At 62.0% G+C, this 14,656-nt stretch carries 12 protein-coding genes; 11 read left to right on the forward strand and 1 reads right to left on the reverse strand.

What is annotated here, in order from left to right:
- From ACFFAR_RS10050 to ACFFAR_RS10095, 10 genes are all read left to right on the forward strand, one after another.
- Positions 1 to 510 (forward strand): ATPase, T2SS/T4P/T4SS family (locus ACFFAR_RS10050; protein ID WP_174363770.1); only part of this gene is annotated, 510 nt, incomplete at its 5' end.
- Positions 507 to 1,481: a type II secretion system F family protein gene (locus tag ACFFAR_RS10055; RefSeq protein ID WP_075357470.1), complete on the forward strand. Its 975-nt coding sequence runs from the start codon at positions 507 to 509 to the stop codon at positions 1,479 to 1,481. The genes ACFFAR_RS10050 and ACFFAR_RS10055, both read left to right, overlap by 4 nt.
- On the forward strand, positions 1,478 to 2,440 hold the full coding sequence (locus tag ACFFAR_RS10060; protein WP_075357469.1) for a type II secretion system F family protein: 963 nt from the start codon (positions 1,478 to 1,480) through the stop codon (positions 2,438 to 2,440). The genes ACFFAR_RS10055 and ACFFAR_RS10060 overlap by 4 nt, the downstream gene beginning before the upstream one ends.
- A complete protein-coding gene (locus ACFFAR_RS10065; RefSeq protein WP_174363769.1) occupies positions 2,437 to 3,354 on the forward strand; it encodes a tetratricopeptide repeat protein in 918 nt (305 codons plus the stop codon). Before ACFFAR_RS10060 ends, ACFFAR_RS10065 begins: the two co-directional genes overlap by 4 nt.
- 41 nt (positions 3,355 to 3,395) lie before the next feature.
- Positions 3,396 to 3,842, forward strand: coding sequence for a TadE/TadG family type IV pilus assembly protein (locus ACFFAR_RS10070; RefSeq protein WP_236873647.1), 447 nt, complete (start codon positions 3,396 to 3,398; stop codon positions 3,840 to 3,842).
- Positions 3,839 to 4,525, forward strand: a complete 687-nt coding sequence (locus ACFFAR_RS10075) for a TadE/TadG family type IV pilus assembly protein (RefSeq protein ID WP_075357467.1) — start codon at positions 3,839 to 3,841, stop codon at positions 4,523 to 4,525. The genes ACFFAR_RS10070 and ACFFAR_RS10075 overlap by 4 nt, the downstream gene beginning before the upstream one ends.
- Before the next feature lie 85 nt (positions 4,526 to 4,610).
- Complete coding sequence (locus tag ACFFAR_RS10080) at positions 4,611 to 6,356, forward strand: VWA domain-containing protein (protein ID WP_236873648.1); 1,746 nt, start codon at positions 4,611 to 4,613, stop codon at positions 6,354 to 6,356.
- Between the two features lie 301 nt (positions 6,357 to 6,657).
- Positions 6,658 to 7,806, forward strand: coding sequence for a hypothetical protein (locus ACFFAR_RS10085; RefSeq protein WP_375507831.1), 1,149 nt, complete (start codon positions 6,658 to 6,660; stop codon positions 7,804 to 7,806).
- Between the two features lie 10 nt (positions 7,807 to 7,816).
- Entirely contained in the window at positions 7,817 to 8,254 is a 438-nt protein-coding gene (locus tag ACFFAR_RS10090) for a phosphate ABC transporter substrate-binding protein (protein WP_174363608.1), read from the forward strand.
- A gap of 109 nt (positions 8,255 to 8,363) precedes the next feature.
- Entirely contained in the window at positions 8,364 to 11,642 is a 3,279-nt protein-coding gene (locus ACFFAR_RS10095; protein ID WP_375507832.1) for an EAL domain-containing protein, read from the forward strand.
- 36 nt (positions 11,643 to 11,678) lie between these two features.
- On the opposite strand, the gene ACFFAR_RS10100 is transcribed toward ACFFAR_RS10095, so the two are convergent.
- The gene (locus tag ACFFAR_RS10100) at positions 11,679 to 12,587 is read right to left on the reverse strand and encodes a LysR family transcriptional regulator (RefSeq protein ID WP_174363607.1); all 909 of its coding nucleotides are present in this window, start codon (positions 12,585 to 12,587) and stop codon (positions 11,679 to 11,681) included.
- 108 nt (positions 12,588 to 12,695) lie between these two features.
- Here ACFFAR_RS10100 and ACFFAR_RS10105 point away from each other — a divergent pair.
- Positions 12,696 to 14,656 (forward strand): ATP-binding cassette domain-containing protein (locus tag ACFFAR_RS10105; protein WP_174363606.1); only part of this gene is annotated, 1,961 nt, incomplete at its 3' end.

Below are 14,656 nucleotides of genomic sequence, written 5' to 3' on the forward strand. Positions count from 1 at the left end.
GCCGAAGGGCTTGGCGGCGTTGCGCAACGCGATCTTGTTCGTAATGCGCTGCGGATGCGTCCAGACCGGATCATCCTCGGCGAAACGCGCGGGCCTGAAGCGTTCGACGTCCTGCAAGCCATGAACACCGGCCACGACGGTTCGATGACCACCATCCACGCAAACACGCCGCGCGACGGCATCACGCGACTGGAGAGCATGGTCATGATGGCAAACGGCAACCTGCCGCTGTTGTCGATCCGCCGCCAGATTGCGAGCGCCGTGCACATGATCGTGCAGATCGAGCGGATGCGCGACGGCATGCGCCGTGTCACACGTGTTACCGAGCTTGTCGGCATGGAGGGCGACGTCATCATCACGCAGGACCTCTTCACGTTCCGCTACGACGCGACGGCCTACAGCGAAGAGGTCAAGGGCGTGTTCGAGGTAGGGGCCATGCGTCCGGCTTTTATCGCGCGGGCTGCTTATTACGGGCTAGAAGACGCCCTGCTCGATGCAATGAAGTCATGAGCACTGTCGACCTCCTGACCATGTGTTCGTTCGCCGCCGCCCTGCTGCTGGGCGTGATGGTGTTCACGCTCCAGGACATTCGCAAGAACCAGCCGGACGCGCGCGTCAAGGCGCGCATGCGCCTCGCATTTGCGGTAAGCGCCGCGAACAAGAAAACACCGGGCAAGTTCGAAACCGACTTCTTCAACGTGATCCAGAGCGACAACGCCATGACGCGATGGACCCGGCCAAAGCTCGCGCGGCTGAACACGGTGGCCGGGGCCAAGGGTTTGCGCATCGTGATAGCGGCCACGATCGCAGGCGAGTTGCTTGCGCTGGCCATGACAACTTTCATGCCGTTGCCGGACATCGCAACGCCCATCCTGATGACCGCATTGCCTGTGCTCGGCGCAATGCAGGCGTATCGCTTCCTGATTGACCGCTTTCGCAAACGCTTTCTCGATTCCTTCCCCGATGTGATCGACATGATCGTTCGCGCAGTGCGTGCCGGCGTGCCTGTCACGCACGTGATCGGCACCGCGGCCGATGAATGCCCGGAACCGTTGCGGCGCGAATTCAAGCGCATGAGCGACGCGCTCCAGGTCGGCCTCGATCTAGAGGAGGTGCTGGCGGTCGCGGTCAGCCGTATCGAGATCGCGGACTTCTCCTTTTTTTGTGTATGCCTGCTCTTGCAACGCGAAACTGGCGGCCAGCTCGGCGAGACGCTGGAAAACCTGGCAGGCATCGTCCGCACCCGGCGTGAAATTCGTCAGAAGACCAAAGCGCTCACCGGGGAAGCGCGCATCACGACCAAGATCCTGGCGGCGATTCCCGTGATCATCATGTTGAGCATGTATGCCCTCAATCGCGATTATCTGATGGTGCTGTTCGGAACGCCTGCGGGCCACAAGCTGATGACGTTCGCGGCCATCTCGATCTCGATCGGACTCATGGTGGTGAACAAGATGTCCAAACTGGATACATCGCGATGAGCAATGAAAGCATTGAAACACTCATCAACCTGACGATGCTGCTCGCGCTATTCGCGGTCCTGGCGATATGGTGGGCAACCAAGCATGGCGGCAAGCGCGGCCGGATCGCCGAGCGGGCCCGCACAGCCGCGCTCGAGCTGCGGGTGGGCCATAGTCGTGGCGCCGAGGAGGACGAGACGCCGGCGAAACGTGCGAAGGCCCTGCTGCGGCTTGCAAGGATTGGCGACAGGCTCCCGCTCTTCGACGCGAAGTACCGGATGAAGCTGAAAAAAACCATGGTGCGTAGCGGATATCGCGGCCCCCGCGCTGTCTCCATCCTGCTCGCCGTGAAGTTTGTCTTCGGTCTGACATGTGCGGCGCTGACCGTCATGCTCGGGTCGGATATCCCCGTGCTCGGCGCGTACCCGGCGTTCCGCGGCATCCTCATGCTGGCGGTGTTCATCGTCGGCATGATCGTGCCGGAATATTTCGTTGCGTGGCGTTCGTCGCGGCGCCGCAAAGCGATGGCCGGATGCCTGCCGGATGCGCTCGACCTGCTCGTGATCTGCACGAACGCGGGCAACAGTCTGGGCGTCAGCATCCGGCGCGTCGCCGACGAACTCGCGATGATCTGCCCGCCGCTCTCTGACGAATTCGCCCTGACCGCCGACGAACTCAAGCTCTCTGGCGACAGCACGCGCGCACTGCAGGAACTGGCGGAACGAATCGACCTGCCTTCCATTCGCGCGTTGATCTCCACGCTTACGCAATCGCTGCGTTACGGCACGCCGATCTCGTCGGCATTGCGCACCCTATCGCGCACCGAGCGGCTTGCTCACATTCTCTCGCTCGAAGAAAAGGCCGCGAAGCTCGCGCCGAAGATGGTCGTACCCATGATGCTGTTCATCCTGCCAGCGGTCGTCGCGATCGCGGCTGGCCCCGCTGTCATCCAACTCCTTGCTTATGTGGCCACCCAATGAAAACCGATAAAGCTCCCGACGCCACGTGCCTGTCCGCCGCTGGCGGCGCGGCCCGACGTTTTTATGCGCTGGCTCTGGGCCTCCTGACCCTTGCAGCATGCGCCGCCTGCACCACCACGACACGGCAAGTTTCCGAAGTAAGGCCCGTCCTCCAGAACAACATGCCGAGCAGCATGAGCGAATTGCGGCTCGCGGACTCCGCACTCGACTCGGGCAACATTGAACTCGCGACCACGTTGTACAACAAGGTGCTGCAGGCAAACCCCAAGTCGGTCGCGGGGACCACTGGACTCGGTAACACGCTTTACGCCGTGGGCGATTTCACGCGGGCGGGTGTCTACTATGACCGCGCAATCAAGATCGATGCGGATGCGGTGACGCCCATGATCGGGGCAGCGCGCGTGGCGATACACCAGCGCCGTTTCAACGACGCGATCAAGACATATCGCGACGTACTCGCCCGCGCTCCGAATGACCCGACAGCGTCTGCCGGGCTTGGCGCCGCACTCGACCTGAACAACGACCACGCCGGCGCTCAGGCCGTCCTCAAGCAGGCTCTCGTCGCGAATCCCGGCGATCCCATGCTGAGCGTCAATCTTGGCTTGTCGCTGATTCTCGGCGGCAATCCACGCGAAGGCGCCAACGTGCTGCTCGATGTCACGCGTTACCCGGGCGCTCCGCCACAAGCACGCCAGAACCTCGCACTTGCCTATGGGCTGATGGGTAACAGCGAGGCCGCCGCAGAGATTCTGGGCCACGACCTGCCGAAGGCGTCTGTACAGGACAACCTCCGTTTCTACGACATTCAGCGTGCGCATCTGCCGCAAGCCGGAGGTACAGCGCCAGCAGCGTTGCCCGTCGCGACCGTTCAGCGTGTCCCGGCGGTGGCAATCCAGTCGGCGAGCGTTCGATGAAAGCGCGTGGACCACACCGGCCGCTCGCGCCGTTTGCGCGAATGCTGGCGGACAGCCGCGGCGTTTCGGCCATCGAATTTGCTCTTGTCGGACCGGTCGTCTTCATCCTTATCCTCGGGACGCTGGAAATAGCGCTCGACATGTTCGTGGATGCATCCGTTCAACTTGCCGCACAAGCCGCTTCGCGGGTCGGACTGACTACCGTGGACCCGGCTTCGGGAACCCGCGCGGATCAGGCCAAACAAATTGTGATGGCCACTCTCGGACGCTGGCAGAAAATAGGTGCGACCGTGACCATTGCGACGCTCGACTATGGATCCTATGGCAATGTGGGCACCAGCAACTACACCAGTGACCTTGGCGATTTCGGCAACGTGGTGTCCTACAACATTACCGTGAAAATGCCTGGATTCTCCGGGATTCCCCAGTTGCTCGGCGTTAGTACGCTGACCTTCCAGCGCAACTACATCGTCCAGAACGAAAAATGAAAAATACGTTCAAGAGCCGGCGGCCGCTCTCGATCACACGCGTTGGTTCACATGCACGATTGCGCCGCTTCCTGCGTGCAGACGGCGGCAGTGTCGCGATCGAGTTCGTGCTCATTGTTCCATTGATGTTCCTCGTGCTGCTTGGGTTCACAGAAATCTACCTCTATATGCGGGCAGTTAGCATTGTCGAGCGCACGGCATTTACGCTCGCCAATTCGGTCGGTCAGATGACCCAGGTCATCAACGATCCATCTACCGCCACTGCCAGTAATCTCGGCGCAATCTGGCAAGCGGCGAGCGTGATCGCCGCACCCAACGACCTCCAGGGGAAAGGTGGCGTGATACTCACGTCCATTTGCGACAACACTAACAACTGCGGCGCGAATGTGGTGCAGTTGATCCCGCCCACGAAAGGCTCGCCAACGATTTCATGGTCCCAGAAAGCCTCCTGGATGAGCAAGAACGGACCATCTTCAAAAATCACATCGTCCAGCATCCTGCCCAGCGGCTGGCCATTCTATGCGGGTGATTCCGCCACTGCCGTCGAGGTCTTTTACACTTACACGCCGTTCGCGATGACCGCTCCCTTCTGGAGCAATGCGCCGCTCACGCTAACCATCTACAAAGTGGTTTATGTGCGCCAGCGTTCGGGCCAGCCGCTCAAGCTTGCTGCGTCCAGTTAGCCGCGCGGCGCTCTGGAAACATCCAATGATACCCATCCCCGATTCTTGCGCGCCAGCCGCGCCTTCACCCTCTGTCACAGCGCTCATGACTGGAGACAGCGGCGTCGTCACGATGATGTTCGCAGTCTGTGCAAGCCTGATGTTCGGCGCAATGTGCACGGCGCTTGATCTGATCGACTACGAAATGACGCAAGCGCGCATGCAGATGGCCCTTGACGTGGCGACGATTTCCGCAGGCGTCGATCTCGCGCACTATGCCGATCCGGCCGGCAAGGATTCGTCGGCATGGAAGGCGGACGCACGCGCGTTTTATAACGGCAACATGCCGAAGGGCTACCTGGGCCTGACCATGCCCGACGCCAACTTCAAGGCTGCGGTCAGCGGAGCCCCGGCGACTGGACAGACTATCCAGCTCACGGCTGCTGGCTCGATTCCGTTGCTCGCGCCGTATTTCTTCGGGAACGCTGCGGGTAGCGGAAGTAGCGGGACGGGTTCCGGGTCAGGGTCGTCGAATACACCGACAACAAGCACCGTGTCCGCCGCCAACTCCGCGTTTCGCTTGCCGCAAAGCACGCTGGAACTTGCGCTCGTGCTCGACAACACCGGGTCGATGGCCGATTACGCCAGCACCGACCAGAGCCAGGGAACCAAGATCGCGGGATTGCGCTCTGCGGCAAACACGCTCGTCGCAAGCGTGCTCGGCCAGTCCGGCAATCGCTCGTATGTGGGCCTTGTTCCGTTCACGACCATGGTCAACGTCGGTTCATCATTGTCAGCATCCGGCAGTTGGCTCACCCCCGCGGCCAGCGACAAAAACAGCTACAACTCGGCGGGGATTTCGTCGAAGTATCAGTCGTCCGGAACGGGATCGGGCTGGGCCGGATGCCCGGTAGAACCGCGGGTCGGGAGTGCGAAGCAACTGTTTCCGAAGGCCTACGCACCAGCCGATTCGCCAGGCTTCACGCCGTTCTACTACAACGTGCCGCCACAGGGCTTCAAGATCACCAACTACGACAGCAGCAAAACCAAGTGCGCGGTAACCAGCGTCAACAGCGTGCTTAATGTACCCCTGACCTACCAGACCAACGGTTCGGCCAGCTACTGCGGCACGGTAAGTGCAACCCCTGTCTACAACGCGTGGGGACAGCCGGTCGCCACCGGCAGCACGCTGCCCGCAACGACCACGTGGGATCAGAACGGCACCTCGGGATCGCGGCCGTGTTCGATCCAGCCAATGCAGTTCCTTACACAGGACATCAATACACTGAACAGCGCGATCAACCAGATGCAGGCCAACGGTTCGACCATCATCCCTACCGGCTTGCTGTGGGGATGGCGCATGGTCTCTTCGGCGTGGTCGCCGCAAGTGTCAGGTTCAAACGGCTGGATATCGTCCGATGCCAACCTGCCCCGCCCTGAAGCGACCACCCAGGGATTGCAACGCGTGGTGATCGTCCTGACCGATGGTGAGAACGACCCGGGCACGGCAAACGGCATCATGCCTTCCCCGTCGTTCAACGGTCTGTCCGGCGTCGGGAACAGCACGCTGACAGCGCCAACAGGCGGCCCGACCAACGGTTCGATGACATCCGTGTCGGACATCAACACGTTCCAGCTTTCTGTCTGCAACGCGATGAAGAACGAAGGCATCACCATTTATTCCATCACGTTCGGGACCTACGGGACCGACTCGGCAAGCAAGCAAGCGCAGCAGACCATGCAAAGCTGCGCGTCACCCGGTAACTACTACCATGCGCCGACCAACGCGGCGCTCACCTCGATCTTCCAGCAGATTGCCGGCAATCTCGGCATCCTGCGGCTGACTCGCTGAGCTTCATGCGGGCGATGCCAAGGCGTCGCCCGTTTGCCCGAAAAATTCAGGTAGTACTTAGGTTTCCTGATGTATATCACTCTGACCAGCGAACTCTCTTTCGTTTCAACACGCTGCTTCTTGTCGGTTAATTATTCTGCCTCGAGCACAAACACAGGCTTACCCACCGGCATCTTTTTCTGCTTGTGCTTGATCCCATTTCAATAACTGCCGTACACCCCGTCAACAACCTCATCTGACTATCAAGATTCTTCTGGCCAGGCCGTTAGAAGCCACATACAACCCGCAACGTAACGTCTTGATGATGAGTAGAAAACGCCATTTGCATCAGTGGATCACCGGCACCGCCAGCATCGCCGCGATGGGACTGCTTTGCGCTTCGTACGTCTCTTCTGCCTTGGCGGAGGACACCCCGGCTCCGGACAACGCACAGCACATGTTCACGCTGAGCGGCTTCGGAACGCTCGGCATGACCCATTCGAGCCTGGACTCGGCCGACTTCACGAGTACCGCATTCGAGCCGAACGGTGCCGGCCATAGCCGCAAGTCCGACTTCGCCGACGACAGCAAGATCGGCCTGCAGCTCACCGGCCAGTTCACCGACAAGCTATCGGCTGTTGTCCAGGTTGTGTCCGAGCATCGCTACAACAACACGTTCGTGCCAACGCTCGAGTGGGCCAACGTAAAGTACGCCATCACCCCCGACCTGAGCGTGCGCGCCGGGCGGATCGAACTGCCCACCTTCCTGAACTCGGATTACCGAAACGTGGGTTATGCAAATCCCTGGGTGCGGGTGCCGATCGAGGTGTACAACACTGTGCCGATCACCAATAGCGACGGCGCGGACATGTCGTACCGGTTGCGCCTGGGCGGTGTTGCGAACACGGTTCAACTGCTCTACGGCTACAGCTCGTTCCACGTCAACCCGGGCATGCTCAAGGCATATGGAACCGCGATCACCGGTGTGTTCGATACCGTCGAATACGGCAACCTCACGCTGCACGCCGGATATCTTCACGCCAACGTCAAACTGGATTTCCTGCCTGAAAAAGAACCGGTGAATGTCTACAGCATCGCCGCGGCCTACGACAGTGGCCCGTGGTTCGTTCAGGGCGAACTCGCACGCGTCACCGTGAACCAGGTCACGCCGGGCTACGTGAGCGGCTATGTGACAGGCGGTTATCGCCTGGGCAAGTTCACGCCGTTCGCCACCTACTCGCAAGCGCATTCTCTTGACCGCCCCACTCTCGCCTACAACTACAACATGGGGCAGAAGGACATTTCGTTCGGGTTGCGCTGGGACGTCGTCAAGAACGTGGATCTTAAAGTGCAGTACGACCATGTCTGGCTGCCTGCGAATTCAACCGGCTCATTCATCAACTTCCAGCCGAACTATCAACTCGGCAGCGGCACGAATGTGATCAGCGCCGCGCTCGACTTCGTCTTCTGATGAGTGCACCGTGAAAAACGCCAACCAATACATCAGGTCAGCATTGATCGCCATGCTTCTCGGGTTGTCCGGGGAGTCGGCAATGGCCCAGCTCATCGTGGTCGTATCCAACAAGAGCACGCTCACGGCATTGAGCGAACAGCAGATCGCGGACATCTTCCTCGGCCGCGCGGCCTACTTCCCGGGTGGCGGCAGCGCCATACCCGTCGATCTGCCCGAGGATGCAGCCGCGCGCAGCGAGTTCTACCGCAGGATCACGGGGAAGTCCTCTTCGCAGATGAAGGCTTACTGGTCCAAGCTGATTTTCACCGGCCGCGGCCAGCCGCCCCGCGAAGTGCAGGACCCTGCGGCAATCAAGCGAGCGCTTGCCGAGACGCCGAACGCCATTGGATACATGGATTCCCGCGATATCGATGCAAGTGTCAAACCGCTGCTGACGCTCAACTAGCGCAAGGCGGCACGGCATGATAAAGGCGCTCACAAGGCGCCTTGTCCCCCATATATGCAGAATGCGATTTTTTTTCCATATCGCGCAGTGAGATACCGGAATTGGCACGATGAACTTCAATCGCCGAGAGTCACCCGCGAAACGCGGCACTTCAGATCGACAGCCGGAAAGTGCCATCGATGCAGGCAATGCTGCCGCGAAACGCACGCAATTAGTCGTGCGGGGAACGCGTGCGATCGTGAAACGGCTTGCCGAGGCCTACATCCTGATACCCGTTTTCACGGGCCTGCTGCTTTGCATTGCGTGGGCAGCGGTGTTCCATCTGATTTCGGTTGAAGGCGATGTTGCCGAAGATACGGCTGCGCAGTCGAGCCGTGAGATCGCCGACACCTATGAAGCACAACTGGTGCGCAACCTCAGTTCAATCGACCAGACGCTCAAGACGGTCAAGTACGCCTACGAAACCAAAGGCGGCACAGCCATGGACGAGCTGCAGGCGAAGGGCCTGCTGCCGCCGTCCATCGTTTTCCGAGTGTCGGTCGCGGGGGCTGACGGAAGCGTGTTTGCAGCGTCCGGGTCGCATGGGCCCTCGAATGTCTCGACGGACCCGTGCTTCGCGGCATTGCGTGCGCAGATCGATGCATCGATGCCCTGCGTGAGCCGCGTCAGCCTCAATCACGATACTGACACGCCCGAGATCACCTTCAGCCGTCGCCTGGAGCACGCCGATGGCAGCTTCAACGGCAGCGTGATGCTCGCCATGGACCCGGCCTATTTCACGAGCGGTTATGAATATGCCCGCATGGGCGACAAGGGCATGCTGCTGCTCGCCGGGACGGACGGCGTCGTGCGCGCCCAGCAAACGGGCGAGTCCACGTCGTGGGGCAGGTCGATATCGACCGTGGCAATTGCAGTCGCGCAGCAGGCGCTTGCGAGCGGTGCGAGGGTCGGCCCGTGGGACCAGGGCGTGCGGCGTTACACCACCATCCGCGCAATCCACGGCTTTCCGCTGATTGCGATGGTCGGGCTCAGCCAGGGCGAGCAGTTATCGGTTTTCCGCAAGCACAGGCACAACTATGTCCTGTGGACGGCCATTGCCAGCGCCTTGCTGATCGTGCTTGCCGCTGCGCTCAGCCGGTCGAGCTGGCAGCTTGCCGTCAGCCGCCGCCGCGCACGGCAGGCGCAGCAGACCTATTACGCGGCATCGGAAAGAAGCCTCGACGCGTTTTTCGTCTTTCGTTCGGAGCGCGATGGCGCCGGCAATCTTCTCGGCTTCGTCATGACCGACGCCAACCGGCGTGGCAGCGTCGTGCTCGGACTGCCCCGCGAGATGCTGGTTGGCCGCAGTCTCGACGCGATCTTCCCCGACGCGCGCCAGAACGGCATGTTCGATGAATTTGCGGCCGTAGCAGAAACCGGAACGGTCCACGAACACGAATGGATGCACCTGTGTACCGACGACACGAAAGTATGGCTCCAGCGTCAGGTAGTGCGCGTGGACAACGGCGTGGTGGCGATCATGCGCGACATCAGTTCGCGCAAGCGCGCGGAAGTGCGCCGCGCCGAGCACAATCGGGTGCTGGAAATGATCGCGACCAGCACGCCGCTCGAAGAGGTGTTGTCCTATCTTGCGAGCCTGCTCGAATCGCAGATCTCGCGTGTTGCGTGCGTCGCGTTGCTGCGTGACGACGACGGCCTGCATCTGAAACTGGGCGCCGCGCCGGGGCTTTCCGAGCTGTACCGGAAGCGGATCAACGGCTCGCCCGTGAGCCTCGATGCAGGTCCGAGCGGCCGGGCAATTCACACACGCCAACCCGTCTACATTCCGGACGCAAGCAAGGACCCGGCTTTCATGGAGCAGATGCAGGCGTATGGCTTGAGCGGCTTCCAGGCATGCTGGGCGATTCCCATCCTCGCGCACGACGGCAGCGCCTTGGGCGCGCTCACATTGTTCGCCCAGGACGCGCACGAGCCCAGTGCGATCGAATCGCAAGTCATCGCAATGGGAACGCGCATTGCGGGCATTGCCATCGAACGGCATCGTGCCGAAGAGCGTATCCGGCACATGGCCAATCATGACGCGCTGACAGGCTTGCCCAACCGTACATTGCTGTCCGACCGCCTGAACCAGGTGCTGCTGCACGCACGGCGATACGAGCGCGGCGTCTCGGTGGTGTTCATCGACCTTGATAACTTCAAGCTCATCAATGACAGCCTCGGGCATCGCGCGGGCGACGATCTGCTGCGCACGGTCGCGGCACGCATGTCCGATTGCCTGCGCGCAACGGATACGGTGGTTCGTCTCGGCGGCGATGAGTTCGTGATCGTACTGTTTGACGACGATCAGAATGGTCCCGGCATCCACAAGACCATCGAGAAGATCCGCGAACGGATCATGGAACCGGTCGAACTGAACGGCGAGCAATATCGGGTGACGTGCAGCATGGGCGTGGCGAGCTATCCGGCCGACGGCGCCAACGCCGAAAGCCTGCTGATGAACGCCGATGCCGCCATGTACCGCGCCAAGGAACTCGGGCGCAACAACTACCAGATGTACACGCACGAGATGAACATCAAGGTGCACGAAAAACTGCGGCTGCAGGAGCAGTTGCGCGTGGCGTTATCGAACGGGGAGTTTCATCTCGAGTATCAGCCGCAAGTCGACCTGCGCACGGAAAGCGTGTTCGGGGTAGAGGCGCTGCTGCGCTGGCAGCATCCGACCGACGGCAACATCTCGCCCGCCACGTTCATTCCGGTTGCGGAGGAGACGGGCCTCATCATTTCCATCGGCGACTGGGTGCTGCACAATGCCTGCATGCAGAACAAGCTGTGGCAGGACATGGGCTTCGCACCCATGACGGTGTCCGTCAACGTATCCGCGCGGCAATTCCTGCAGAAGGAACTCGTGTCGCGCGTGGCGCATGCGCTCAGCGAAAGCCGCCTCGATCCGCAGTATCTCGAGCTGGAGCTCACAGAAAGCGTGATCATGCAGGATCTCGACGGCGCGATCGCGACAATGCGGCAGTTGCAGGAGATGGGTGTGCGTTTGTCGATAGACGACTTCGGCACGGGATATTCGAGTCTCAGCGCGTTGAAGCACTTCCCGATCGTGCGCCTCAAGATCGACCAGTCATTCGTTCGCGAACTGCCGGGCAAGGACGACGACCGCGCAATCGCAATGGCCGTGATCTCGCTTGGGCGCCAGTTGAATCTCAAGGTGATCGCGGAAGGTGTGGAAACAGAAACGCAACTCGCCTTCCTTCGCGACAACGCCTGCAACGAGATCCAGGGTTATCACTACAGCAGGCCGTTGAAATCGCACGATCTGGAGCAGCTTCTCAGCCAGCCGTTCGTGTGGCCGGTCGCGGCTGCAGCGCTGGTGGATTAGCGTAGTGCGCCGTCTTGGCAGGTGCCTTGAGCACGGTCAGGATGACGGGTCCAGCGCGACACCTGTCCCCGCCTCCGCCTCCGCGCGAAGGAAATCGATCAGGGTATCGAGCATCCTGTGGCGGCGGGTCGGTCCACGGCGCAGGACAAACCGCCACGAAGCCGGACGTGAAAGCTCTGGAAACAGGCGCACCAGCCGGCCGCTGCGCAGTTCCGGCTCGATCAGCGGCGAGCGGCCAAGCGCGAGTCCTGCGCCGCCCACTGCCGCGCCGATCACCTGACTGAAGCTGCTGTAGCGGACAATCTTGGTATCGAAATCGTCAGGCAGCCCGAACTCGGCCGACCAGTTCAGCCAGTTGAGTTCAAGGAAATTTTCGTGCGCCTCCTGCAGCAGGCGGCAACGACACACCGCCGTGGATGCAAACGGATGCAACTCGGGGCTGCATACCGGAAAGACGTCCTCTTGCAAGAGGACGATGTCATCGGGACGCAACGCGTGATCGGCGACATGCACGACAGCGAGGTCTATGTCGTACCGGGCAAAATCCGGCTCGCCATCCTGAATGATGGCGTTGAGCGGCGTCGCGGGATTGGAACCCGAAAACTCGGCAAGACGGCGCGCAAGCCACATGGCGGAGAACGGTGCGTTGGCCGAGACGGTCAGTCGCCTCGCGACGCCCTTGATTTCCGAACATGCGTCTTCCAGCAGTGACAGTGCGCCGCTCGCTGCAGGCAGCAGGCTCGCCCCCGCCGCCGTCAGGCGAATCCCGCCGATACCCGTGCTGCGCTCGAGCAGCCGCACGCCCAGCGTATCTTCCAGGCCGCGTATCTGATGACTCACCGCGCTGGTCGATACGTTCAGCTCGGCCGCCGCGCGAGCGAACCCGCCGAGCCGCACCGCCGCCTCGAAGGCCCGTAGCGCTGTCAGAGAAGGAATATTGGACATCGGGGTATTGTAGGATATTCAACACCCCTTGAAAAACCATCTTTTGCCTCGCCCTGCGGCCCAAGGTAAGGTCCTATCGACCGAAGCAGTGACCAACCGGAGGCAGGGATGTATTTCGATGGCAAGTTATGGATGATGATGGCAGGGCTGCGGCTGCGTGTGGCCGGCGCCGTGGCTCTTGGTTTGATCGCCATGGGATTTGGCGTCCTGCGCTTCGTCTTCCTTGGCCGCGTGCTCGCGCTCGCGCTGGAAGGCGCGCCGCTCGGACAAATTGCCCTTGCCGCAGCCGGCACGGTCGCCTGCATGATCCTGCGGGCCTGGCTCGACCATCGGCGGGTCGTGCTGGCGCAGGGCACGGCCGGACGGGTCCAGTCGGTGCTGCGCGCCCGGCTGTTCGACCGCATTGCCGAACTCGGGCCGGCCTGGTTCGGCGCCGAGCGCACCGGCGGCGTGATGCTGGCTGTCATCGACGGTGTTGAGCAGTTGCAGACCTTCTTCGGCACGTACGTGCCGCAACTGATCATTGCCACCTGCGCACCCGTGGTGATCTTCGCCGTGCTGGCCTGGTGGGATGTACCGACCGCAGCCGTGCTGCTGGTTGCCGCGCTCGCCACGCTCGCGCTACCCATGCTGATCCACAACGCCGACAAACACGCGGCCATTGCCCGCGCCGCGGCGTTCAAGTCATTCGGCGAAGAGTTCCTCGACGCGGTGCAGGGCCTGCCGACGCTCAAGGCGTTCGGCCAGAGCGGCGCCTTCGCGCAAAAGCTCGCCGGCCGCGCGCGGGCGCTGTCAGACAGCACCTTTTGGGTGCTTGCGCTCGGCCTGCTCACCCGGTTCTTCACCGACCTCGGCACTGGCCTGGGCGCAGCGGCCGCCATCGCACTCGGGGCCTGGCGCGTGAGCCACGGCGAAATGAGCCTGGAAGCGTTGCTGATCATCCTGATGGCCGGCACCGAGATCTTCCGTCCCCTGCGCGACCTGCGTTCCGTACTGCATCAGGGCATGGTCGGACAGTCTGCCGCAAACGCCATCCATGCGCTGCTGGAAGCACGCAGCGATGCACCGGCTGCGGGCGCGCCACATGTGGCCGGCCTGGCTGCAAGCATCGCGTTCGATAACGTCGGTTTTGCTTATCCCGGCCGTCGCGCCGATGCGCATGCCGCGCTGAGCTTCGAGATCGCTGCCGGCGAGACGGTCGGGATCGTCGGACCCAGCGGTGCGGGCAAGTCCACCATCCTGCGCCTGCTGCTGCGCCAGCACGATGCGCAGGCAGGTGCGATCCGCATCGGCGGCCATGACATTCGCACCCTGGACCCCGATCAGGTGCGAAGCATGATCGCCATCGTGGCGCAGGACACCACGCTCTTCGATGGAACTATCGCCGACAATTTGCGGCTCGGCCGGCATGATGCGAGCGACGCCGACATGATTGCAGCCGCTGCGGCCGCCAACATTCACGACTTCATCGCCGGCTTGCCCGACGGCTACGAGACACGCATAGGCGAGCGTGGCGCCACGCTGTCCGGCGGGCAACGCCAGCGCATCGCCATTGCCCGGGCGCTGTTGCGCGATGCGCCGATCCTCGTGCTGGACGAAGCACTTTCCGCCGTCGATGCCGAAAACGAAGCGGTCATCCAGCAGGCGCTGGACCGGCTCATGCGCGGGCGCACCACGTTGATCCTGGCGCACCGGCTATCCAGCGTGATCGGCGCCGACCGGATTCTCGTGCTCGATCACGGGCGCGTGGTGGAGAGCGGCACGCATGCCGAGTTGATCTCCCGTCCCGGGGCGTATCGCCGCCTGATGGGTCCGCAGGCCGGCGCGGCCGGCCAGCGTCCGGCTGCGGTGGAACGGTTGGTCGCGGCGCCTGCGTCATCGTCTTCAGGTCCGCAACAACGGGCGCTTGCCGAGGATGCCGCCGAAATCGGCTGGGCCGATACCTTGCGCACCCTGTTGCGCTTCGTGCGGCCGTGGAGAACGAAACTGGCGCTGACCGTGCTGTGCGGTATCGGGCGGGTGCTGAGCTTCATTGGCGTCGGCGTGCTGGGCGCGCTCGTGGTTGCGGG

The sequence above is a fragment of the uncultured Caballeronia sp. genome, assembly GCF_964243625.1.
Lineage (GTDB): Bacteria > Pseudomonadota > Gammaproteobacteria > Burkholderiales > Burkholderiaceae > Caballeronia.

What these genes read in the sequence shown, in the direction of transcription:
- ACFFAR_RS10055 (WP_075357470.1), top strand. Translation starts at nt 507, where the DNA reads ATGAGCACTGTCGACCTCCTGACCATGTGTTCGTTCGCCGCCGCCCTG.
- ACFFAR_RS10060 (WP_075357469.1), top strand. Translation starts at nt 1,478, where the DNA reads ATGAGCAATGAAAGCATTGAAACACTCATCAACCTGACGATGCTGCTC.
- ACFFAR_RS10065 (WP_174363769.1), top strand. Translation starts at nt 2,437, where the DNA reads ATGAAAACCGATAAAGCTCCCGACGCCACGTGCCTGTCCGCCGCTGGC.
- ACFFAR_RS10070 (WP_236873647.1), top strand. Translation starts at nt 3,396, where the DNA reads ATGCTGGCGGACAGCCGCGGCGTTTCGGCCATCGAATTTGCTCTTGTC.
- ACFFAR_RS10075 (WP_075357467.1), top strand. Translation starts at nt 3,839, where the DNA reads ATGAAAAATACGTTCAAGAGCCGGCGGCCGCTCTCGATCACACGCGTT.
- ACFFAR_RS10080 (WP_236873648.1), top strand. Translation starts at nt 4,611, where the DNA reads ATGACTGGAGACAGCGGCGTCGTCACGATGATGTTCGCAGTCTGTGCA.
- ACFFAR_RS10085 (WP_375507831.1), top strand. Translation starts at nt 6,658, where the DNA reads ATGATGAGTAGAAAACGCCATTTGCATCAGTGGATCACCGGCACCGCC.
- ACFFAR_RS10095 (WP_375507832.1), top strand. Translation starts at nt 8,364, where the DNA reads ATGAACTTCAATCGCCGAGAGTCACCCGCGAAACGCGGCACTTCAGAT.
- ACFFAR_RS10100 (WP_174363607.1), bottom strand. Translation starts at nt 12,587, where the DNA reads ATGTCCAATATTCCTTCTCTGACAGCGCTACGGGCCTTCGAGGCGGCG.